Annotated in this window: 12 protein-coding genes and 2 pseudogenes; 8 read left to right on the plus strand and 6 right to left on the minus strand. The window is 74.7% G+C overall.

Annotated elements, in window-relative coordinates; all coding sequences use genetic code 11:
- Positions 1-301: 301 nt before the first annotated feature.
- The 6 genes and pseudogenes from trpC (at position 302) to ACQEUR_RS19845 (ending at position 9,364) form a co-directional block, all read left to right on the plus strand.
- On the plus strand, positions 302-1,105 hold the full coding sequence (trpC, locus tag ACQEUR_RS19820; RefSeq protein WP_433033311.1) for an indole-3-glycerol phosphate synthase TrpC: 804 nt from the start codon (positions 302-304) through the stop codon (positions 1,103-1,105).
- Between the two features lie 17 nt (positions 1,106-1,122).
- A complete protein-coding gene (gene trpB / locus ACQEUR_RS19825; RefSeq protein WP_433033215.1) occupies positions 1,123-2,400 on the plus strand; it encodes a tryptophan synthase subunit beta in 1,278 nt (425 codons plus the stop codon).
- A pseudogene (trpA, locus tag ACQEUR_RS19830) lies at positions 2,397-3,218 on the plus strand (tryptophan synthase subunit alpha); the annotation flags it as partial. The gene trpB and the pseudogene trpA, both read left to right, overlap by 4 nt.
- 125 nt (positions 3,219-3,343) lie before the next feature.
- The gene (lgt, locus tag ACQEUR_RS19835; protein WP_433033218.1) at positions 3,344-4,537 is read left to right on the plus strand and encodes a prolipoprotein diacylglyceryl transferase; all 1,194 of its coding nucleotides are present in this window, start codon (positions 3,344-3,346) and stop codon (positions 4,535-4,537) included.
- 17 nt (positions 4,538-4,554) lie between these two features.
- Positions 4,555-5,754: an FAD-dependent oxidoreductase gene (locus ACQEUR_RS19840; RefSeq protein WP_433033221.1), complete on the plus strand. Its 1,200-nt coding sequence runs from the start codon at positions 4,555-4,557 to the stop codon at positions 5,752-5,754.
- A 235-nt stretch (positions 5,755-5,989) separates the two neighbouring features.
- Positions 5,990-9,364, plus strand: a complete 3,375-nt coding sequence (locus ACQEUR_RS19845) for an AfsR/SARP family transcriptional regulator (protein ID WP_433033224.1) — start codon at positions 5,990-5,992, stop codon at positions 9,362-9,364.
- Positions 9,365-9,396: 32 nt separating this feature from the next.
- Here the strand turns inward: ACQEUR_RS19845 and ACQEUR_RS19850 are convergent, their stop codons facing one another.
- The 3 genes from ACQEUR_RS19850 to ACQEUR_RS19860 all read right to left on the minus strand — a co-directional run bounded on the left by ACQEUR_RS19850 (position 9,397) and on the right by ACQEUR_RS19860 (position 13,336).
- Positions 9,397-10,089, minus strand: coding sequence for a fasciclin domain-containing protein (locus ACQEUR_RS19850; RefSeq protein WP_433033227.1), 693 nt, complete (start codon positions 10,087-10,089; stop codon positions 9,397-9,399).
- 107 nt (positions 10,090-10,196) lie between these two features.
- Positions 10,197-12,323 (minus strand): M14 family zinc carboxypeptidase, encoded by a 2,127-nt coding sequence (locus ACQEUR_RS19855; RefSeq protein WP_433033229.1) that lies wholly within the window; start codon positions 12,321-12,323, stop codon positions 10,197-10,199.
- A 179-nt stretch (positions 12,324-12,502) separates the two neighbouring features.
- Positions 12,503-13,336: a GNAT family N-acetyltransferase gene (locus ACQEUR_RS19860; protein ID WP_433033232.1), complete on the minus strand. Its 834-nt coding sequence runs from the start codon at positions 13,334-13,336 to the stop codon at positions 12,503-12,505.
- A gap of 165 nt (positions 13,337-13,501) precedes the next feature.
- Here ACQEUR_RS19860 and gltB point away from each other — a divergent pair, with 165 nt between their 5' ends.
- Both gltB and ACQEUR_RS19870 read left to right on the plus strand, forming a co-directional pair.
- Positions 13,502-18,328: a glutamate synthase large subunit gene (gltB, locus tag ACQEUR_RS19865; RefSeq protein WP_433033234.1), complete on the plus strand. Its 4,827-nt coding sequence runs from the start codon at positions 13,502-13,504 to the stop codon at positions 18,326-18,328.
- Positions 18,321-19,794, plus strand: a pseudogene (locus tag ACQEUR_RS19870) (glutamate synthase subunit beta). The gene gltB and the pseudogene ACQEUR_RS19870 overlap by 8 nt, the downstream one beginning before the upstream one ends.
- Positions 19,795-19,857: 63 nt before the next feature.
- On the opposite strand, the gene ACQEUR_RS19875 reads toward ACQEUR_RS19870, so the two are convergent.
- The 3 genes from ACQEUR_RS19875 to ACQEUR_RS19885 form a co-directional block, all read right to left on the minus strand.
- Positions 19,858-20,502, minus strand: coding sequence for a class I SAM-dependent methyltransferase family protein (locus ACQEUR_RS19875; RefSeq protein WP_433033237.1), 645 nt, complete (start codon positions 20,500-20,502; stop codon positions 19,858-19,860).
- Positions 20,503-20,690: 188 nt separating this feature from the next.
- Positions 20,691-21,782 carry a zinc-dependent alcohol dehydrogenase gene (locus ACQEUR_RS19880; RefSeq protein WP_433033240.1) on the minus strand — a complete coding sequence of 364 codons (1,092 nt, stop codon included), beginning with the start codon at positions 21,780-21,782 and terminating at the stop codon, positions 20,691-20,693.
- The gene (locus tag ACQEUR_RS19885; protein WP_433033243.1) at positions 21,775-22,758 is read right to left on the minus strand and encodes a Gfo/Idh/MocA family protein; all 984 of its coding nucleotides are present in this window, start codon (positions 22,756-22,758) and stop codon (positions 21,775-21,777) included. The genes ACQEUR_RS19880 and ACQEUR_RS19885 overlap by 8 nt, the downstream gene beginning before the upstream one ends.
- Positions 22,759-22,783: the final 25 nt, after the last annotated feature.

Consider the following 22,783-nt stretch of genomic DNA (forward strand, 5'->3'; position numbering starts at 1 on the left):
GTGGCGCCCGGGTGCGGCGACCGGCGCCGGCCCGGCACCGCACCGGGTCCGGCCACCCCGGCCGGGGTCGGGCGATCGGGCCCTGCCGATGCCGCCCATGGCGCTGTGTGATGTCCCGCTCACCAAAAGTCGGTCATTATGCCCCAGCCCATTCCGTGAGGCGCGCCATACCCCCGACACCGCCCGCCCCCTGGACGCCGCCTAGCATCGGCCCATGACACCCGGAGAGGGGAGTCCGCTGGTGACTGCAGAGCATGTGTACGCCGAGGGGGACGACGCCGGGACGGCCGCGTCCGCCAACGTGCTCGACGAGATCCTCGCCGGGGTCCGGGAGGACGTCGAGCGGCGACAGCAAGAGGTCTCGCTGGAGCAGATCAAGGAGCTGGCCGCGGCGGCGCCACCCGCCCGCGACGCCTACGCGGCCCTGCGCCGCCCGGGCGTGGGGGTGATCGCCGAGGTGAAGCGCTCCTCGCCGTCCAAGGGGCAGCTCGCCGAGATCGCCGACCCGGCCGACCTGGCCGGCGACTACGCCGCCGGTGGCGCCCGCTGCATCAGCGTGCTGACCGAGGGCCGCTGGTTCGGCGGGTCGCTGGACGACCTGGCGGCGGTACGGGCCGCGGTGGACATCCCGGTCCTGCGCAAGGACTTCGTCGTCTCCAGCTACCAGGTGCACGAGGCCCGGGCGCACGGTGCCGACCTCGTCCTGCTGATCGTCGCCGCGCTGGAGCAGAACGTCCTGGTCGGGCTGCTGGAGCGGATCGAGTCGCTCGGCATGACCGCCCTGGTCGAGGTGCACGACGAGGAGGAGGCGGACCGGGCCCTGGAGGCCGGCGCCCAGGTGATCGGGGTCAACGCCCGCAACCTGCGCACCCTCGAGGTCGACCGCTCCGTCTTCGAGCGGATCGCGCCCGGCCTGCCGAACAACGTCGTCAAGATCGCCGAATCCGGCGTGCGCGGCCCACACGACCTGATCCGCTACGCCTCGGCCGGCGCCGACGCCGTGCTGGTCGGCGAGGGACTGGTCACCCAGAAGAGCCCTCGGGAGGCGGTCGCCGAACTGGTCAACGCCGGCAACCATCCCGCCACGCCCCGGCCGGTGCGATGAGCGCGAGGAGGTCGACCATGAGCGCGCCGACGTTGCCCACCGACGCCACCCTGCTGCCCGACGCCGGCGGGCACTTCGGCCGGTACGGCGGCCGGTTCGTCCCCGAGGCGCTGGTCGCCGCGCTGGACGAACTCGACGCGGCGTACCGGGAGGCGCTGGCCGACGAGTCGTTCCGGGCCCAGTTCGACGCCATGCTGCGCGACTACGCCAACGTCCCGTCCAAGCTCTACCGGGCCGAACGGCTCTCCGCCAAACTCGGCGCGCGCATCCTGCTCAAGCGGGAGGACCTGAACCACACCGGCGCGCACAAGGTGCGCAACGTGCTCGGTCAGGCGCTGCTCACCAAGCGGATGGGCAAGCCCCGGGTGATCGCCGAGACCGGCGCCGGCCAGCACGGGGTGGCGAGCGCGACCGCGGCCGCGTACCTCGACCTGGAGTGCGTGGTCTACATGGGCGAGGTGGACACCGAGCGGCAGGCGCTCAACGTCGCCCGGATGCGGATGCTCGGCGCCACCGTCATCCCGGTGACCACCGGCTCGCGCACCCTCAAGGACGCGATGAACGAGGCGATGCGCGACTGGGTGGCGAACGTCGACCACACCCACTACATGATCGGCACCACCGCCGGCCCGCACCCGTTCCCGGCGATGGTCCGGGAGTTTGTCCGGGGCATCGGGGTGGAGGCGCGGGAGCAGTGCCGGGAGCTGACCGGCGGGCTGCCCGACGCGGTCACCGCCTGCGTCGGCGGCGGCTCCAACGCACTCGGCGTCTTCCACGCCTTCGTCGGCGACGAGAGCGTAAGGCTGTACGGCTTCGAGGCGGGCGGCGCGGGCATCAGCACCGGCCGGCACGCCTCCAGCATCACCGGCGGCTCCTCCGGCGTGCTGCACGGCACCCGCACCTACGTGCTCCAGGACGACGACGGGCAGACCCTGGAGTCGCACTCGATCTCCGCCGGGCTGGACTATCCGGGCGTCGGCCCCGAGCACGCCTGGCTCAACGACATCGGCCGGGCCCGGTACGCGCCGGTCACCGACGACGAGGCGATGGCGGCCTTCCAGTTGCTCTGCCGGACCGAGGGGATCATCCCGGCGATCGAGAGCGCGCACGCGCTCGCCGGCACCCTGAAGATCATCCCGGCGCTCACCGAGGAACTGGGCCGCGAGCCCACCATCGTGGTCAACCTCTCCGGACGGGGCGACAAGGACGTGCACACCGCCGGCACCTACTTCGGCATCCTCGACGGCGAGGAGGCGAGCCTCGACGAGGCGGCGCTCGAGGGAGAGCAGCCGTGACCGGCCCGGGACCGGGCCACGACCGGGGCATCGGGGTCGCGTTCGAGAAGGCCCGCGCCGAGGGCCGGGCCCTGCTGGTCGGCTGCATGCCGGCGGGCTTCCCGAGCGTCGAGGGCAGCATCGCCGCGATGACCGCGATGGTCGAGGCCGGCGTCGACGTGATCGAGGTCGAGATCCCGTACTCCGATCCGGTGATGGACGGGCCGGTGATCCAGAACGCCAGCGACATCGCGCTCGCCGGGGGCGTACGCACCGCCGACACGCTGCGGATCATCGAGGCGGTGGCCGGTACCGGGGCGCCGGTGGTCACCATGACCTACTGGAACCCGATCGAGCGCTACGGCGTCGACGCCTTCGCCCGGGACCTCGCCGCCGCCGGTGGCACCGGGCTGATCACGCCGGACCTGATCCCGGAGGAGGCGGCCGAGTGGCTGGCCGCCTCCGACGCGCACGGGTTGGACCGGACCTTCCTGGTCGCCCCCTCGTCCACCGACCAGCGGCTCGCGCTGACCGTCGGGCACTGCCGGGGCTTCGTCTACGCCACGGCGCTGATGGGGGTCACCGGTGCGCGCAAGAGCACCTCGGCGGCGGCGCCGACGCTGGTCTCCCGGGTCCGGGAGGTCACCAGCCTGCCGGTCGGGGTTGGGCTGGGTGTCGGCAACGGCGCCCAGGCGGCCGAGGTCGGCCGGTACGCCGACGGGGTGATCGTCGGCAGCGCCCTGATCCGCTGCCTGCTGGACGCGCCGGACGAGGCGAGCGGGCTGACCGCCCTCCGCACGCTGGAGCGCTTCTTGGGCTTCGCCGAAGGGCCTCGGACAGCCCGTCGCACTGACCGCCGGATCGCCGCGGTACGGGGGCGCAAACCGGAGAAGTCGGCGCCGCAGGAGTCTGCTGGCCCGACCGGGGTGCCGCCGCAGCGGTACCGGCGGTAGCCTGTGCACCCGTGACCCTCGCCTCGCTTTCTACCCAGGCGGCTCTGCCCAGCCCGGCCACCGCTGTGTGGCAGCTCGGGCCGGTGCCGATCCGTGCCTACGCGCTCTGCATCGTGCTCGGCATCGTCGTCGCCTGCGCGGTGACCGAGGTGCGGCTGCGCCACCGGGGCGTCGCGCCCTGGGCGGTGCTGGACATCGCGGTCTGGGCGGTGCCGTTCGGCATCGTCGGAGCCCGCGTCTACCACGTGATCACCTCGCCCGGTGACTACTTCGGCGAGGGCGGCCGGCCGATCGAGGCGCTCTACATCTGGCAGGGCGGACTCGGCATCTGGGGAGCCGTCGCGGGTGGTGCCGTCGGAGCCTGGCTGGCCGCCCGGCAGCTCGGCCTGCCGTTCGCCGTGGTGGCCGACGCGCTCGCCCCCGGGCTGCCCCTGGCCCAGGCCGTGGGCCGGGTCGGCAACTGGTTCAACAACGAACTCTTCGGCGGGCCGACCACGCTGCCCTGGGGCCTGGAGATCCACCGGATGGACCCGGACAATCCCGGGCACGCGCTCCGGGACGACGCCGGCAACCCGATCCTCGAACCCGGCCTGTTCCACCCGACCTTCCTCTACGAGGCGCTCTGGAACATCGCCGTCGCCGTCCTCGTCCTCCTGGTGGACCGGCGCCTGAAACTGGGCCGGGGACGGGCCTTCGCGCTCTACGTCGCCGGCTACACCGTCGGGCGGTTCTGGATCGAGATGATGCGTACGGACCGGGCGACCGAGATCCTCGGTGCCCGGCTCAACGTCTGGACCGCCGCGCTGGTCTTCTGCGGCGCCGTGTTCTACCTGCTCCGGGTCCACGGCCCCCGGGAGTACCTGGTGCCGGTGGACGGCGTACCGGCCCCGGTGGGTGCGGCCGGCGCCGCCGACGTCTCGCAGGTCGACGTGTCCCGCAGCAACCCGGAGGCGGTCGGCGTGCCGAGCGCGTACCGGGTGGTGACCGAGGAGCAGTTCCACCGCTACCGGGAGACCGGTGAGGTGCCGCCTCCGCCGCCGGGGGCGCCGACGGACGCTCGGGAGGACCCCGACGACGACGCGGACGACGACGAGCCGGTGGGCTCCGGCGTGGACGTCGGCGCGCAGCCGCCCGCCGCCCCGGGGGGCGACGGTGCGTCGGCTGACGCCGGCGCCGCGCCCGGGACCGCTGACCGGGACCGTTGAGCGGGGGAGCCGGACCGATGCGTACGGCCGTGGTGGTGGGCGCCGGGATCGGCGGGCTGGCGACCGCCGGCGCGCTGGCCCGGTGCGGATGGCAGGTGACGCTCCTGGAGCAGGAGGACCGGGTACGCGCCGAGCGCACCGCGTTGATCCTCTGGCCCAACGGGGTGCGGGCGCTGCGGGCGCTCGGTCTGGGTGAGGGGCTGGCCGCGATCGCCACCCCCCTGCCCGACGCCGGGGTACGCCGCCCGGACGGGCAGTGGCTCGTGCAGCCCCGCCCGGTGCCGGACGAGCGGGCGCCGGTCGTCGTACACCGGGAGGATCTGCACGACGCGCTGGTCGCCGGCCTCGGCGACAAGGTGGAGATCCGGACCGGAGCGCGGGTCCGGACGGTGCGCTGCGTGGACGGGGAGCGACCCAGCGTCGGCGACGGGCGCAGCACCTACGAGGCCGACCTGGTGGTCGCCGCGGACGGCACCGACAGCGCGATCCGCCGCCGGCTCGCCCCGGAGGCGACCGTGGTCAGCTCGGGCTGCGCGGCCTGGCGGGCGGTCATCCCCTGGTACCGCGCCCCGAACCTGCCCGCCGACCGGCCGGTCGGCGGGGAGACCCTCGGTGCCGGCTACCGCTTCGTCGCGGCCTCGCTCGGCGATCGCGGCTCGTCCGGTGGCTCGACCCGGGGCGGCATCTACTGGGTGGCGACCGCGGCCGGCGCGTCCCGCCCGGAGTCGCCGGCCACCCAGCTCGGCCTGCTGCGCCGGTGGTTCGCCAACTGGCCGGCGCCGATCGGCGACCTGCTCGCCGCGACCGAGCCGGACGACCTCGTCCAGCAGGAGGTACGCGAGCTGCGCCCGCTGCCCCGCTCGTACGGCTTCCCGGCCGGCACGGGTGGGATCGTGCTGCTCGGCGACGCCGCCCACGCGATGCCGCACCACCTCGGCCAGGGCGCCTGCCTCGCGCTGGAGGACGCGGCGACGCTGCGCGCGCTGGTCCGGGAGGCGATTCCGGGGGCGGCGCTGCGGGCGGCCGTCGAGTCGTACAGCCGGTTGCGTCTTCCCCGGGCGGTCACCGTGGTCCGGCAGACCCGGCGGATGTCCGCCGTGTTGCAGGCCCGGGGCCGGCTCGCGCTGCGGGCCCGGGACGCCGCACTCGGCACCATCACGCCCCGGCTGCTGGGCAGTGCGGCCAGCACGGCCGCCCAGTGGCATCCGCCGGCCTGACCGCTTGATCGCCACGGCGACCGTCCTCGTCGCCCCGCCCGGTCGGTCGCCGGCCCGACCGGGCCGGCGGCCGGGGCCGGCCGGGTCGTCCGGACGGGGCTGATCCCGGGCCGGCCGAACCGGGAACCGTCCCGCCCGAGCGGGTCGTGCCGGACCGCCCGGTTCGCGGCGGAACCGGACCGATCGGGGGGATGACCTGCGGCGGGGCCGCGCAGCACACTACCCGGGAGCGAAGGTGAGGGCTCCCGAGTTGCTGCGCATCGTGCCTGACCAGTGGGGCAGTACGGGTCGGCCGCCGCCCACCCGGGGCGAGGTACGGCTGCTGGGGCGGGTGCGCCTGATCGGCCCGGACGGACCGGTCGCGCTCCAGGACGGCCCGCGCCTGCTGCTCGGTCTGCTCGCCCTGCGCCCCGGCGAACCGGTCCCCGAGGCGGAACTGCTCGCCGCGCTGGACACGACGAACCCGTCCGACGGGGCGCTCGGTCTCCGGTCGCTGCGCCGCCAGGCCGCGCTGCTGGTTGCGACGCTCGATCGGTGCGGCATGCCGGGGGCGCTGGAGTGCCACTCCCGCGGCTATCTGCTGCGGGTGCCGGAGCACCGGATCGACGCACACCGGTTCACCCGACTCGTGGCCCGGGGCCGGCACCGGATGGCGGCCGGTGATCTTTCCGGCGCCGGCCGCCTGTTCAGCGCGGCCCTGGCCGTCTGGGCCACGCCGGTGACGACGACCTGGTTCGAGGAACAACCGCCCACCGTGGACCCACCGCCGACCCCACCCGGGAAACAGCCGCCCACCGCGGACCCACCGCCGACCCCACCCGGGAAGCGACCGCACACGGCGGCCGGACCGGCCGGGGACCGGGCACCGGCGGCCGGCCGGGCCGAGTCGTTCGGCCGGCGCCGGTTGCACCCTCGGGGTTGGGCGGCCGCCGAGCTGGACCGGCTGCGGCAGGCCCGGGTCGACGCCGTCGAGGACCGCTGGGAGTGCGCGCTGCGGCCCGCCGTCATCGCGTACGTCGCCGCCGGTGGCCCGGTCGCGGACCGCTCGGTGGTGGCGGCCGGGGTGGCCGGTGGCCGGCTCGCCCGGGAGGCGGTCGCCGAGCTGGAGGCGGCCCTGGTCGTCCACCCGCTGCGGGTCCGGTTGTGGGAGCTGCTGCTCGTCGCCGCGTTCCTGGCCCGGGGACGGGGCGCCGTGGCCGAGTTGGTGCGCCGGGGCCGCACCGTCTTCCTGGAGCAGCTGGGTGTGGAGCCGCCCGGCCGGCTGGAGACGCTGGCCGAGGCGATGCGCCGGGGTGAACTCGGCGAGGAGTGGGTCACCCGGCGCTCCCGGGTTCCGGACCCCGGGACCGGTCGCGGCGACCCCCGGCCGGTGCCCAGCGCCCGGGCCCCGCTGCCGGTGCCGCTCACCGCCCTGCTCGGCCGGGACGACCTGCTGGTGGCCGTCGCCCGGCGGCTGGCCGCGCACCGCCTGGTCACCCTCACCGGGCCCGGCGGGGCGGGCAAGACCCGGCTGGCGGTGGCGGTCGCGCACCGGCTCGGCGGGCTGCCGGCCAGCTTCGTCGACCTCAGCCCGGTGGACAACCCGGTACGGGTCCCGCACGCGGTCGCCGCCGCGCTGGGCGTACCGGACGCGGGGCGGGACGTGGTGGCGGCCCTCGCCGCCGAGTTCGGTTCGGCCCGGGCCCTGCTGGTGCTGGACAACTGCGAACATCTGGTCGCGGGCTGCGCCGAACTGGTGGAGCGGCTGCTCGCCCGCTGCCCGGGACTCCGGGTGCTGGCGACCAGCCGGGTCGCGCTGCGGGTGCCCGCCGAGGCCGTGGTCCGGGTGCCGACGCTGGCGCTACCCGGGCCGGGGACGGGGCACAGCATCGCCGGGCTCGCCGCGCATCCGGCCACCCGGCTCTTCCTGGACCGCGCCCGGGAGTGCTCCGGCCGGCCCGTGCCGGAGGCCAGCGCGAACGCCGTCGTGCGGCTCTGCGCCGAACTCGACGGGTTGCCGTTGGCGATCGAGCTGGCCGCGGCGCGTACCCCGCTGTTGACCGTCGACGAGATCGTCGCGCGGCTGGGCGCGAACCCGCGACTGCTGCGCGGTACGGACCGGTCGGCGCCGGACCGGCACCGCAGCCTGGACGCGGTCGTCGGGTCCAGCCTGGCGCAGCTCGGCGCCGACGCCCGCCGGCTGTTCGAGCTGCTCGCGGTCTGCACCGGTGGCTTCGACGGCGACGCCGCGCGGGCGCTCGGTGGCCCGGGCGCCCCGGCCGCCCTCGCCGCACTGGTCGAGGCGTCGCTGGTCGAACCGCTGCCGCCCGGACCGGTCACGCCGGTGCGGCCGTCCGGGCCGGGGCCGGCCGACCCGCCCCGCTACCGGATGCTGGTGCCGATCCGCCGGCACGCCCTGACCCTCCTCGCCGCCTCCGGTGCCGAGCAGGCGGCCCGGCGGGCCCTGGCGACGTACTGCCTCGGGTTGGCCGAGCGGGCCGAGGCCGGGCTGCCCGGCGCGGACCAGGAGCGCTGGCTGGCCCGGCTGCGTACCGAGGAGACCAACCTGCGCGCGGCGATGACCTGGCTCGCCGAGGCGGGCGCCGCCGGCCCCGCCCACGGCGACCTGCGGTTGGCGGCCGCGCTGACCATGTACTGCCGGCTGGCCGGGCACTACCGGGAGGGGCGCGGCTGGCTGGTCGCCGCGCTGAACCGGCACCCGGGCGCGCCCGCCGCGCTGCGGACCCGGGCCGCGACCGGGGCCGCGATGCTCGCCATGCTGCTCTGCGACTATCCGGCGGCGATCGAGCAGGCGGAGCTGGCCCGGGGCGCCTGCCGTCGGGCCGGGGACCGCCGGGCCGAGGCGCGGGTGGAGCAGATCCTCGGCTCGGTGGCCCGGGAGCAGGCCAGGTACGGCGACTCGGCCCGGCACCTGGCCACCGCCGCGGCGATCTTCGCGGAGTACGGCGACGAGTCGGGCGAGGCGCGCACCGTGGAGCTGCGCGGGTTCACCGCCTGGCTGGCCGGGGACCTGGATCGCGCCGACTCCCGGCTGCGCGCGGCGCTGCGCCGGTACGACGGCATGGGCGACGCACCGGCGATGGCGAGCGCGCTGATGACCCTGGGTGCCGTGGCGTTCTACCGGCGGGACGTCGACCGGGCGTCGTCGCTGCTGGACGCGGCCCTGCAACGGTATTCGGCGATCGGCTTCCCCGAGGGGGTCGGCTGGGCGCACAACCTCTGCGGCCTGGTCGAGCTGCGCGGCCGGCGGCTCGGGCCGGCCGGGGCGCACCTGCTGGCGAGCCTCGCCGCCCACCGCCAGGTCGGCGACCGGTGGCGGACGGCGAGCGTGCTGGAGGCGCTGGCCGAGGTGGCCCGGTTGACCGGGGCGCCCGGCCGGGGCGCCGGGTTGCTCGGTGCCGCCGACGGGCTCCGGGACGAGATCGGCGCCCCGGTGCCGGGCTGTGAGCGGGCGGACGTGGCGGGGACCCGGCGGGCCCTGCGGGCCGAGCTGGCGGACCGGTACGCCGCCGCCTACCGCCGGGGCCGCGAGATGGGCGTGGACGGACTCCTGGCGGCGGACGAGATCGGCGCCCGGTCGAGGGGGGCCGGCCGTACCCGGCCGCCCTGACGCCGTACCCCGGGGGGTCAGGACCCCCGGGGTCAGTGCCCCCGGTGGTCCTTGCCGTCGGCGGTGGTGGGCAGGTTGCCGAGGACCTTGTTGACGACGTGGATCCGGCCGTTGCCGATCCGGTAGTCGGCGCAGACGGTCTCCGCGCCGTCGCCGACCCGCACCATCGCCCCGGCCCCGGTCACCGGCAGCGAGGTGCCGTCCAGTGTGGTGATCCGGCCCACGTCCCGTAGCTGCGCGAGCGGGTGCGCGCCGTCGACGACGTGCGCCCGCAGCAGGGCCCGGAGTTCGTCCTTGCGGGTGATCAGCAGCTCGTCGAGGTTGTCCTCGGAGAACTTCGCCCCGAACGCGTCGTCGGTCGGGGCCAGGATGGTCAGGCCGGTCATCCCGCGCAGCTCGGTGGCGAGCCCCGACGCGCGCAGCGCCGCCTCGAACGTGGTGAGCACGGTGATCCAGCGCAGCGCCTCGTCGACCGGCATGGCGGCCAGCGACGCCGGGTTGCCCGGATCGGTACCGGAGGGCAGCAGGTCGCAGAGCGGCCCGGTCACTGCGGTCCCAGCGGCCGTGGCCCCGGCACCACCGGCACCGCCGTCGTCGTCGGAGCAGGCCACGGTGCCGAAGGCCAGCAGCAGGCCCGTGCCGAGGACGGCGGCCAGTCGCGAGGCGCCGCTCGGGCCCCGGGTACGGCGCCGGCCCCGCGCCGGCGGAAGGGATGGAAGGGACACCGGTACCTCCAACGGTGGTGTCGATCCGGCGTACCGGCGGGCCGGGACCCTCGGGCCCGACCCGCCGGTACGGCGGTTGCGCCGTCGCGCTCAGCGACGGGTACGGCTCACAGCGCCGCGCACTGCCCCGCCTTCGGTCCGCTGACCGAGTTCGGGATCCCGAGGTTGACCGGCGCCGGGCTGTTGCCGGCGCAGCTCAGCGGGCCGCGCACCGTGTTGCCGGCGAACAGCGGCGCGTCGGCGCGGCTGTTGCCGGCTAGGCCGACCGGACCGGAGACCGTGACGTCCACCACGGAGATCGGGCCGGTGCTGCCCGAGATGGCCACCGGGCCGCGGACGGTGCTGTCGGCCAGGAAGACGCCGGCGGCGCCGGCCGCGCTGACCGGACCGCTGATCGTCGTACCGGTGGCGACCAGCGTCGCACCCGGCCGGACCGCGACCGGGCCGTTCACCGTCGCGCCCGACAGGCAGGCGAAGCCGGAGATCGTCAGCGGCCCGTTGTGCCGGCCGGTCGAGGTCGGGTAGACCCGCTCGCCGCCGACCCACTCCTCGGCGCCCTGGGCGTCGAGGAGCAGCGGGATCAGGCCCCGCTCCGGCTGGGCCAGCGGCACGTAGTAGCCGTCGGCGGCCTTGACGACCTTCCAGCCGTGCGCCGCGATCCGCTGCGCCACGGTGGCACCCACCCCGCCGGGGCCGTCGGTACGCGCCCCGTTGTACTGCTCCTCGGTGAGCCGGTACGCGCACGGCGCGTTGTCCAGGATCATCTCCGGCTCGGGCAGGTCGTCGCGGGGACCGGCCTCGCCCGGGTGCGGTGCCGGGTGCAGCGGGATCGGGCGCGACCCCCGGAAGACGATCCGGCCGCTGTTCGAGGCCTGGAACTCGATCGCCTCGGCCCGGGCCTGCTTGATCTGGCCGAGCTGCGCCCGGTGGTAGTCGAGGAACTGGTTGAACGTCCACAGCGCGGAGTACGCCTTGCGCCGCCGGTTGTTCGCGGTGTTCCCCTCGTCGGGCCGGGTCGCCCCGCCGGAGCTGCGCAGCTCCAGCAGCGAGTTGACCACGTTCTTCAGGCCCAGCGTGTTGCGCAGGATGGTCTCCTCGCTCAGCCCGACCCCGCTGCCGCCCTCGCAGCCGTACGGGCAGGCCCACCAACCGTCCTGGGCGCCCTCCGCGTACATGTGGTTCTCGATCATGTCGAGCGACTCGTCGAAGATCTGCCGTGCCACGTTCTGGTGCCGGGGCGGCAGCATCGGCAGGTCGCCGGCCTGGGTGTTGCCGTACTCGTGGCCGTCGTAGCCGGCGACCGGCCGGTACTCGCGTACCATCCTGACGAACGCGGCCGTCTCGGGCTGGCGGATCAGCGAGTAGTCCCGGTTGAGGTCCTGGCCGGTCGAGTTGCCCCGGGTGTTGGCCGCCCGCCCGTCGCCGTTGATGGTGGGCACGATCAGCACGGTGCTGCGCGAGAGCAGGTCGACCGTGCGGGCGTCCTTGCTGAAGGCGAGCTGGCGAGCCATGATCAGGCAGGCCTCGCGGTCGCCCGGCTCGTTGCCGTGCACGTTGCAGTTGACCGACACCGGCGAGGTCGCCGCGACGGCCTCCGGGGTGGCCGGCGGCTTCGGGTAGCCGATGACGAACATGTTGATCGGCCGGCCGAGCACGGTGCGGCCGATCTCCACCACCCGTACCCGGTCACTGAGCCGGTCGATCTCCGCGGTGTACGCGTACTCGTCGACGTCGCTGGTGTACTGCGCGGCCTTCGTGGTCTCCCACGAGGTCCGCAGCTGCTCGCCGGGGACGTCCGGGTTGCCCCAGTGCCCCAGGGTGGTGCCGGTGACCGGGGTGGAGTACGGCTGCTCGGTGGCGGCGATGCGGGCCCGCACCCGCCACTGGAACCGGTTGCCGGGGTCGAAGCCCGCGTCGGCGAAGGTCGGCGACTCGTTGTTGACCTGCCGGTTCGGCCGCCAGATGCCGACGATCACCGACGGGCCGGTGGCGGCACCGGCCGCGTCCACCGGGGTGCGCTCGATCTGGTAGTCCGTGGCACCGTCGACGGGCGTCCAGGCCAGCGTGGCGTACCCGTTGTCCTGGTTGACGGTGAGGTTCGTGACCTGGTTCGGCTCCGCCGCGGCGAGGGCGGTCGGCAGCGGTGCGCCCTGGGCCACCGGCGCGGCGACCACCGAGAGGCTGGCGGCGAGCAGGGCGGAAAAGGCGATCAGTGCTGGTCGTCTATGTCTCATTGCGTCTCCGAGGGGGAGAGGGGGAAGGAGCGGGGGTAGCAGTGCGGGTCATCATGATCGCACGAGGTCACGGACGCAATGATCTTGAGGATTTTTTGAGGATCCCCGGCTCGCTGACGTGTTAGGAGGGGGCCCTTCCTATGCAGAAAGCGATAGGAAGGGGCCCTTCCTTACCGCCGTCAGGCGGGTTCGGCGATGCAGGCGGTGCCGACCCGGCGGAAGCCGACCCGCAGGTAGACCCGCGCGATCTCGGTACTGCCCGCGGAGAGGAAGACCAGGTCGACGCCGTCGGCCAGGAGTCGCCGGGCCAGCGCGGCGGTGATCGCCGCGCCCAGACCCCGCCGCCGCGCCGACGGCAGGGTGGCGATCCCGGCGATCTCGGCGGCGTCGTCGACCCGCATCGCCATCCCGCTGGCCACCGCGCCCTGGCCGGGCAGCTCGGCCAGCGCCGAGATGCGGTGGCCGGACTCGGTGCGGCACTGCTCCTCGGCCAGCGCGTCGAGGGGCAGTTCGACCAGGGCGGTGTCCCGGGCGGCCGGGCCGGCGCCGCCGACCGCGGTGCCCGGGGCGGCGAAGCCCACGGCGGCCACCGCCCGCCGGGCCGCGAGGTCCGCGCCGAAGGTCGGCGCGGCCGGGTCGAGCAGCCGGACCGGTACGTCGGAGAGTTCCGTGACCGACGGCAGGGCGGTCGGGTCGAGCACCATCAGCGGCGCCTCGAGCACGGAGAGCCCGGCCGAACGGGCCACCGCCAGCAGTTCCGGATTGTTCTCGTGCACCCATTCGAAGGCCTCGGGGAGACCGAGTTCGCGCTGCCGGCGGCGGACGTCGGCGACGTCGGCGGCCGAGGCCGGCTCCGTGGCGTCCAGTCGCGGCCGAGCGTAAAATGGCCAGCCAGCGCCGTCGCGTACGAAGAGCACCAACCCGCCGAACGCCTCGGTGTGTGCACCGTCACGCGGGATCGCGTCGTAAAAGCGTTCCAACCGGGCAAACAGCTCGTCTCGTACAGGTACCACCGGGGGAGCGTACACGCACCACGAACGCGGCTGTGATCGATCCGGCGGCGTGTGATCAATCCGCACTGGTGGACGGGGTCGGCCCCTACCGTAGACTCAAGAGACCCTGCAGGGCCGACGTCGTCCCGACCTAATGATTGAACGTGAATGACGACAGGAGCCCCGGTGGCCTTTCCGTACCCCCAGGAACCGCGCCCCTCCTCGTCGGCGGCCGCCGACCTCGCTCCCGTGCGCGCGTCCCATGATCTGGAAACGCGGGCCGGCGTGCCCGCGGCACAGGGTCTCTACGACCCGGCGACCGAGCGGGACGCCTGCGGGGTCGCGTTCGTCGCCGACCTGCACGGCCGCCGCTCCCACGACGTCGTCGCCAAGGGCCTGGCCGCGCTCTGCCGGCTGGACCACCGGGGAGCCCGGGGCGCCGAGCAGAACACCGGCGACGGCGCCGGGATCATGCTCCAGGTGCCGGACGCCTTCCTGCGCGAGGCCGTCGACTTCCCGCTGCCGCCCGCCGGGCAGTACGCCACCGGGCTGGTCTTCCTGCCGAACGACCCGCCCTCCGAGGCCCGAGCCCGCACGGTGCTGGAGAAGTACGCCCTGGTCGAGGGGGCCGAGATCCTCGGCTGGCGGGACGTGCCGGTCCGCCCGGACGACCTCGGCGAGACCGCGCTGGCGGCCCGGCCCCGGATCCGGCAGGTCTTCCTCGCCGCGCGCCGGCTGACCGGTTCGGCGGCCGGCCCGGCCGGCGGCCCGCTGGCCGACCTCGACCTGGACCGGATCGTCTTCTGCGTACGGAAGCAGACCGAGCGGGAGACCGCCGAGCGCGGGGTGGCGGCGTACTTCCCGTCGCTGTCCAGCCGGACCATGGTCTACAAGGGCATGCTCACCCCGGACCAGTTGCCGGAGTTCTTCCCGGACCTGACCGATCCCCGGGTCAGCAGCGCGATCGCCCTGGTGCACTCCCGGTTCTCCACCAACACCTTCCCGTCCTGGCCGCTGGCGCACCCCTACCGCTTCATCGCGCACAACGGCGAGATCAACACCATCCGGGGCAACAAGAACTGGATGCAGGCCCGGGAGGCGCTGCTGGCCAGCCCCGACATCCCGGGCAACATCCGGCGGCTCTTCCCGGTCTGCACCCCGGGCGCCTCCGACTCGGCCAACTTCGACGAGGTGCTGGAGCTGCTGCACCTGTCCGGGCGGAGCCTGCCGCACGCGGTGCTGATGATGATCCCGGAGGCCTGGGAGAACGACCCGGACATGCCGCCGGCCAAGCGGGCCTTCTACCGCTTCCACGCCAGCCTGATGGAGCCGTGGGACGGGCCGGCCTCGGTCGCGTTCACCGACGGCTCGCTGGTCGGCGCCGTCCTGGACCGCAACGGGCTGCGCCCCGGGCGCTGGTGGCTCACCTCCGACGGCCTGGTGGTGCTGGGCAGCGAGGCCGGGGTGCTCGACCTCGACCCGGCGGTCGTGGTGGCCAAGGGCCGGCTGCAACCGGGCCGGATGTTCCTGGTCGACACCGCCGCCGGGCGGATCGTCACCGACGACGAGATCAAGTCGGAGCTCGCCGCCGAGCAGCCGTACGACGACTGGCTGCACGCCGGGCTGATCGACCTGGCTGACCTGCCGGCCCGCAAGCACATCGTCTACACGCACGACTCGGTGCAGCGGCGCCAGCAGACCTTCGGCTACACCGAGGAGGAGCTGAAGATCCTGCTCGGGCCGATGGCCCGGACCGGCGCCGAACCGCTCGGCTCGATGGGCACCGACACCCCGATCTCACCGCTGTCGACCCGGCCCCGGCTGCTCTACGACTACTTCCACCAGCTCTTCGCCCAGGTGACCAACCCGCCGCTGGACGCGATCCGGGAGGAGCTGGTGACCAGCCTCCAGGCCACCCTGGGCCCGGAGGGCAACCTGCTCGACCCCACCGCGGCGAGCTGCCGGCAGATCGTCCTGCCGTACCCGGTGATCGACAACGACGAGCTGGCCAAGCTCCTCTCGATCGACGAGGACGGCGACCTGCCGGGCTTCAAGGCGGTCCGGGTCTCCGGGCTCTACCGGCTGCGCGAGGGCGCCGTCGGGATCAAGGCCCGGCTGACCGAGATCTGCCGGCACGTCTCGGAGGCGATCGAGGACGGCGTCCGGATCCTGGTCCTCTCCGACCGCGACTCCACCGCCGACCTCGCGCCGATCCCGTCCCTGCTGCTCACCGCCGCCGTGCACCAGCACCTGGTACGCGAGCAGACCCGTACCCAGGTGGCGCTGGTCGTGGAGTCCGGTGACTGTCGCGAGGTGCACCACGCCGCCGTGCTGATCGGCTACGGCGCGGTCGCGGTCAACCCCTACCTGGCCTTCGAGTCGGTCGAGGACCTGATCGGCACCGGCGCGCTGCCCGGCCTGGAGCCCGCCAAGGCGATCCGCAACTACGTGAAGGCGCTCGGCAAGGGCGTCCTCAAGATCATGTCCAAGATGGGCATCTCCACCGTCTCCTCGTACTGCGGTGCGCAGGTCTTCGAGGCGGTCGGCCTGGACAACCGGCTGGTGCAGCGGTACTTCGCCGGCACGCCGGGCCGGATCGGCGGGGTCGGCCTGGCCGAGATCCACGCCGAGATCGCGGCCCGGCACGCCCGGGCGTACCCGCCGAACGCCGCTCAGCTCAGCCACCGGCCGCTGGAGGTCGGCGGGGAGTACCAGTGGCGCCGCGAGGGCGAACTGCACCTGTTCAACCCGGAGACCGTCTTCCTGCTCCAGCACGCCACCCGCAGCCGGCAGTACGAGGTCTTCCGGACCTACACCGCGAAGGTCGACGAGCTGGCCCGGCAGGCGGGATCGCTGCGCGGACTGTTCACGCTGCGCACCGGGGTCCGCGAGCCGGTACCGCTGGACGAGGTCGAGCCGGCCAGCGAGATCGTCCGGCGCTTCGCCACCGGCGCCATGTCGTACGGCTCGATCTCCGCCGAGGCGCACGAGACCCTCGCCGTCGCGATGAACCGCCTCGGCGGCAAGTCCAACACCGGCGAGGGCGGCGAGGACGTCGAACGGCTCTACGACCCGGCCCGCCGCTCGGCGGTCAAGCAGGTGGCCAGCGGCCGGTTCGGTGTCACCAGCGAATACCTGGTCAACGCCGACGACATCCAGATCAAGATGGCCCAGGGCGCCAAGCCCGGCGAGGGCGGACAGCTGCCCGGCAACAAGGTCTGGCCGTGGATCGCCCGCACCCGGCACGCGACCCCGGGCGTCGGACTGATCTCCCCGCCGCCGCACCACGACATCTACTCCATCGAGGACCTGGCCCAGCTCGTCCACGACCTGAAGAGCGTCAACCCGGCCGCCCGGGTGCACGTCAAGCTGGTCAGCGAGATCGGCGTCGGCACGGTCGCGGCCGGGGTGGCCAAGCTCAAGGCCGACGTCATCCTCATCTCCGGGCACGACGGCGGCACCGGCGCCTCCCCGCTCAACTCGCTCAAGCACGCCGGCACCCCCTGGGAGCTGGGGCTGGCCGAGGCGCAGCAGACGCTGCTGCTCAACAAGCTGCGTGACCGGGTGACGGTGCAGGTGGACGGCCAGCTCAAGACCGGCCGGGACGTGCTGGTCGCCGCGCTGCTCGGTGCCGAGGAGTTCGGCTTCGCCACCGCCCCGCTGATCGTCGCCGGCTGCGTGATGATGCGGGTCTGCCACCTGGACACCTGCCCGGTCGGCATCGCCACCCAGAACCCGGTGCTGCGCGAGCGCTACACCGGCCGCCCGGAGTTCGTGGAGAACTTCTTCCTCTTCCTCGCCGAGGAGGTCCGCGGCTACCTCGCCGAGCTGGGCTTCCGGTCGCTGGACGAGGCGATCGGCGCGGCCGAACTGCTCGACTTCGCCCCGGCCCTGGAGCACTGGAAGGCGCGCGGGCTGGACCTGCGGCCGGTGCTGCACGTACCCGAGCTGCCGGCGGGTGCCGCCCGGCGCGGCGTACGGGCCCAGGACCACGGGCTGGAGCGCTCGCTCGACAACGAGCTGCTGAGCCTGGCCGAGCCGGCGCTGCGCGACGGCGCTCCGGTGCGCGCGGCGGTGCCGGTGCGCAACGAGCACCGCAGCGTCGGCGCGATGCTCGGCGGCGAGGTCACCCGCCGGTTCGGCGGCGCCGGCCTGCCGGCGGACTCGATCGAGTTCGACCTGACCGGCACCGCCGGCCAGTCCTTCGGCGCGTTCCTGCCCAGCGGGGTGACGCTGCGGCTGGTCGGCGACGCCAACGACTACGTCGGCAAGGGACTCTCCGGTGGCCGGATCGTGGTCCGCCCCGACCCGGCGGCGCCGTTCGCGGCGGGCCTGGACTCCGCGCCCGGACCGCACGGCCGGGCCGAGGACCAGATCATCGCCGGCAACACCATCCTGTACGGGGCGACCGGGGGCGAGCTGTTCCTGCGCGGCCGGGTGGGCGAGCGCTTCGCGGTGCGCAACTCCGGCGCGGTGACGGTGGTCGAGGGTGTCGGCGACCACGGCTGCGAGTATATGACCGGGGGCACCGTGGTGGTGCTCGGCCGGACCGGGCGCAACTTCGCCGCCGGTATGTCCGGCGGTACCGCCTTCGTCTGGCAGCTCGACCGCCGGCTGGTCAACCCGGAGCTGGTCGATCTCGCCCCGCTCAGCGACGACGAGCGGGTCAGCCTGCACGACCTGGTGCAGCGGCACTTCGCGGAGACCGACTCCTCGATCGCGGAGGCGCTGCTCAAGCGCTGGCCGGAGGCGGTGGAGGAGTTCACCGCCGTGGTGCCCCGGGACTACAGGCGGGTCATGCAGATCATGCGGTCCGCGCAGGCCGAGGGGCGCGACGTCGACGAGGCGGTGATGGGCGGGCTCGCCGCGCCGGCCGCCGCCACCCCCGCCGGCACCGGTACGCCGGCCGCCAGCATGCCCGCCGTGACCCCGTCGGTGCGCAGACCCGCGCGCGCCGTCCAGCCGCCTGGGAATGACGAGCCGCGTTCGCCCCAGGAGGTGGCTCGTGCCTGACCCGACCGGATTCCTCAAGCACGGCCGCCGGCTGCCGGCCCGCCGTCCGGTGCCGGTCCGGATCTCCGACTGGCGGGAGGTCTACCCGCCCGCCGCCGACGAGCTGATCCGCGAGCAGGCGACCCGGTGCATGGACTGCGGCATCCCGTTCTGCCACGACGGCTGCCCGCTCGGCAACCGGATCCCGGACTGGAACGACCTGGTCCGGACCGGGGGCTGGGCAGCGGCGATCGAGTCGCTGCACGCCACCAACAACTTCCCGGAGTTCACCGGGCGGCTCTGCCCGGCGCCCTGCGAGGCGGCCTGCGTACTCGGCATCGCCGGCGGCGCGCCGGTCACCATCAAGCAGGTCGAGGTCGAGATCATCAACCGGGCCTTCGACCTGGACCTGGTCGCCCCGCTGCCCGTACCGGCACCGTCCGGCCGGCGGCGGTCGGCGGCCTGGCCGGCGCCGGCTATGCGCCGTCGGCGGCGTAGCTCGGCCTGGCCGGTCGCGCCGTGACGCAGTGCGAGCGATCGACGCGATCGGCGGGCTGCTCCGCTACGGCATCCCCGACTTCAAGCTGGAGAAGGAGCACATCGACCGGCGGCTGGCCCAGCTGCGCGCCGAGGGGGTGCGCTTCGTGACCGGGGTGAACGTCGGGGTCGACGTCACCGCCGAGCAGTTGCGCGCCGAGCACGACGCGGTGCTGCTGGCCTGCGGCGCGCTCGCCGGCCGGGACACCACGGCCACGCCCGGCCGTTCGCTGCGCGGGGTGCACCAGGCGATGGAGCACCTGGTGGCCGCGAACCGGGTGGTCAACGGCCGGGAGGCGGGTACGCCGATCGACGCCGCCGGCAGGCACGTGGTGATCATCGGCGGCGGCGACACCGCGGCGGACTGCCTCGGGGTGGCGCACCGGCAGGGCGCCGCCGGCGTACACCAGCTCGACCTCTACCCGCGACCGCCGCGCGAGCGGGACGAGGAGCGCGACCCGTGGCCGACCTGGCCCTGGGTCCTGCGCGAGTACCCGGCCCACGAGGAGGGCGGTGAGCGGGTCTTCGCGGTGGCCGTGCAGGAGTTCGTGGACGACGGTACCGGCCAGGTGCGCGCGGTGCGGATCGCCAAGGTGACCGTGGAGAAGCGGGACGGCCAGCGGATCCTGAACGTGCTGCCCGGCTCCGAGCGGGAACTTCCGGCCGACCTGGTGCTGCTCGCCATCGGCTTCGACGGGACCGAGGAGCAGCCGCTGCTCGACCAGTTCGGCGTGGTGCGCAACCGGCGCGGTGCCGTCGACGCCGACCCGGACTGGCAGGCCGGTACGCCCGGGGTCTTCGTCGCCGGGGACATGCACCGGGGCGCCTCGCTGATCGTCTGGGCGATCGCCGAGGGGCGGGCCGCCGCCGCGGCCATCCACCGCTACCTGGACGGGGCAGGCGAGCTGCCAGCCCCGGTCACCGCGTCAGCCCAGGCACTAGCGGTGTAAGGAAGGGCCCCTTCTTATCGCTTTTTGTGGACAGGAAGGGGCCTCCTGCACACCCGCGGCAGGTCACTCCGGCACGGCGTCGAGGAAGCGGAACATCCGGGCGCCCCGGTCCAGTGGCCGGGGCGTACCGGTGAAGCGGTGCACGCCGACGCCGAAGCGCTCCTCGGCGCCGGAGAGCCAGCGCAGTTCGAAGCCGTCCTCGGCGAACCAGTCGCAGATCCGGGGTACCAGGTCCGGCTCGCGCCGGTGCCGGGTCCAGATCACCGTCCCGCCGGTGGCGCAGAGTTGGGCACCGGCGCGGACAGTGCGGCGTACGTCGGTGTCGGAGATGTTGCCGAAGACGCCGCAGGCCAGCACGAGATCCGCCGGAACGAGGTCGGCGTACCGGTCGAGCAGCGCGGCGTCGCCGAGGACCACCTCGACGGCGTCGAGGCCGGCCGCGCGGGCCGCCTCGACGGCCGCCTCGGCGTTGCGGGCGTCCAGCTCCACCAGCCGGGCGGTCACGTCCGCGCGGCGGGGATGGTCGACCAGCACCCCGAGCAGGTCGCGGCCCTGTCCGGCGCAGATGCTGACCACCCGCAGCGGTCCGGGGCCGGCCTCGTCGAGCGCCGTCCGGATCCGCTCCTGTACGACCACCAGTCGGCGGCGGAGCGAGGCGTCCGGGTCCGCGTAGTGCTCGTGCCAGGCGTGCCAGTCCCGTCCGCTCATGTCGCCGTCCTCTCCGGGGTCCGGTTGTCGGGTGCCCGCCGCCGCGGACCGCCCGGTTCGGGCGCCGGGGTGGCGGTTTCCGGCGCGGTGCGGGCCACCCAGTCTCACATCAGACTGTCTCGTTCGGCAGCAGGCGGGATGGTCACGGTGGGCGACGTCGTAGCGAACCGGACCGCGACGAGGGCCGCTCAGGTGGCGAGGACGACCTGGAGTTCGTGGCGGCGGCGGGTGGCCAGGTCGGTGAGCACCCCGGGTGCCTCGTCGAACGGCACCACGGCGGAGACGAGGTGCTTGCGGACCGGGTCGCCGTACTCGCGCAGCAGCTCGATCGTCTCCGCCGACAACCGCTCCCGGTCCCAGGTGGCAGCGAGCCCCCGGGGCACCCGGCCGACCTGCGCGCACCGCAGCGACAGCCCGTTGTGGTGGAACTCCTCGCCCAGCCGGAGCGCGTCGGCGCCACCCTGGTAGAAGGCGAGGTCGACCACGGTGCCCTGCGGGCGGAGCAGCCGCAGCGCCAGGTGCAGCGCCCCGGCCTGACCCCGGCACTGGAAGACCACGTCCGCGCCCCGGTCGTCCGGGCCGTGCCGCCACCGGGTCTTGAGCACCACGGCCGGATCCGTCGCCTCCGGATCCAGCGTCTCCAGGCCGAGGGCCTCGGCGACCGCCCGGCGCTGCGGGGTCGGGTCGAGCACCACCACCGAGGCCGCTCCCGCCCGCCGGGCGAAGAGCGCGGTGAGCAGGGCGACCACTCCGGCGCCGGTCACCGCCACCCGGCGGCCCCGTACCCCGTCGCCCAGGTCGCGCACGGCGCCGCCGTACAGGTCGGCGGCGGCGTGCAGCAGGCCGTTGGCGCAGATCGGACCCATGTGCGCCACGTAGACGCCGAGCAGCGGGTCCAGGTCGGGCGGCAGCGGCACCACCCGGTCCACCAGCGGATCGCCCCGGTACGCCGTGCGGTGCCCGTACGTCATCGCCACCACCGTGCCCTGCGCGACCGCCGGGGTACGGCTGGCCGCGACCCGCCCGACCTCCATGTAGCCGAGCCGGGTCACCGGGTACGGCGTGGCCGGCGCCCCGTCGACGAAGAGGCCGAGCGCCGCGTCCCAGCCGGTCGAGAGGTACGGGTTGGTGCCCTTGAGGTAGCTCAGCTCGGTGCCGGCGGAGACCCCGCTGAACAGCGTCTCCACCCGGAACGTGCCGTCGACCAGCGGCGCCGGCTCCTCGGCCCGGACGACCACCTCACCCGGGCCGGTGACCACGACGTTGCGCTCCTCAGACACCGGCCACCACCGGCGACTCCACCCGCACCGCGCGACCGGTCGCCGCGGACTCGGCGACGGCCAGCGCGAGCAGGTGGGTGCGGAGCGCCTCCGCGTACGGCACCCGGACGTCGTCGCCGACGCCGCGCACCGCGTCGACGAACGCCCGGTCGACGGCGACCCGGGCCGCCTGCGGGTCGCCGGCGATCCGCCAGTCGCCGTCCCCGTCCCTGACCTCCAGGGCGTCCTCGGCGACGGCGAGCGCCAGCCCGTCGGCGTACACCTCCAGGCCGGCGCGGTGCTTCCAGCCCAGCGCACAGGTCGCGGTGAGGGTGCCGACCGCGCCGCCGGCGAAGCGCAGGGTGGCGGCGGTCGAGCCGTCGATATCGGCGCCGTCGACCTCGGGTGGCGTCCCGTCCCCGGCGGCCCAGACCTCGTCGACCTCGCCGGCCAGGTGCCGGGCCAGGTCCAGGACGTGGGCGGCCTGCTCCACGACCGGGCCCCCGGAGCGGTCCCGGCGCGGCCACCAGCCCACCGGCGGAACCTTGTCCAGCCACGCGCCGGTGACCAGCCGGATCCGCCGGTCGGCCAGGATCCGCCGCGCCTCCTCGACCACCCCCAGGTAGCGCCAGTGGTGCCCGACGGCGGTCAGGGCCCGCCGCTCCGCCACGATCCGGCCGATCCGCAGCGCGGTGTCCCGGTCGAGGGCGATGGGCTTCTCCACGAAGAGCGGGAGGTCGGCGGCGAGTACCGCCTCCTCCGCGGTGCCGTGCGCGAACGGCGGCACGCAGACGTAGACCGCGTCCAGGTCCGCACGGAGCAGCGCGTCGGCGTCCGGGAAGACCCGGGCCCCGTACGTCTGCGCCAGCCGCTCGGCCGCCGGCGCCGACACGTCGGTGACCCCGACGATCCGTACGTCGTCGAAACCCGCCAGCACCCCCACGTGGCGCTGGGCGACGTTGCCCGCCCCGACCAGTCCCACCCGGCAGACCTGCATACCGTCCTCCGCCTCCGCTGGGAGC

The sequence above is a fragment of the Plantactinospora sp. CA-290183 genome (assembly GCF_050936375.1).
Lineage (GTDB): Bacteria > Actinomycetota > Actinomycetes > Mycobacteriales > Micromonosporaceae > Plantactinospora.

Excerpts from the sequence above, each read along its gene's own strand:
- trpB (WP_433033215.1), top strand. The coding sequence starts at position 1,123 with ATGAGCGCGCCGACGTTGCCCACCGACGCCACCCTGCTGCCCGACGCC.
- ACQEUR_RS19875 (WP_433033237.1), bottom strand. The coding sequence starts at position 20,502 with ATGAGCGGACGGGACTGGCACGCCTGGCACGAGCACTACGCGGACCCG.
- ACQEUR_RS19840 (WP_433033221.1), top strand. The coding sequence starts at position 4,555 with ATGCGTACGGCCGTGGTGGTGGGCGCCGGGATCGGCGGGCTGGCGACC.
- ACQEUR_RS19855 (WP_433033229.1), bottom strand. The coding sequence starts at position 12,323 with ATGAGACATAGACGACCAGCACTGATCGCCTTTTCCGCCCTGCTCGCC.
- ACQEUR_RS19885 (WP_433033243.1), bottom strand. The coding sequence starts at position 22,758 with ATGCAGGTCTGCCGGGTGGGACTGGTCGGGGCGGGCAACGTCGCCCAG.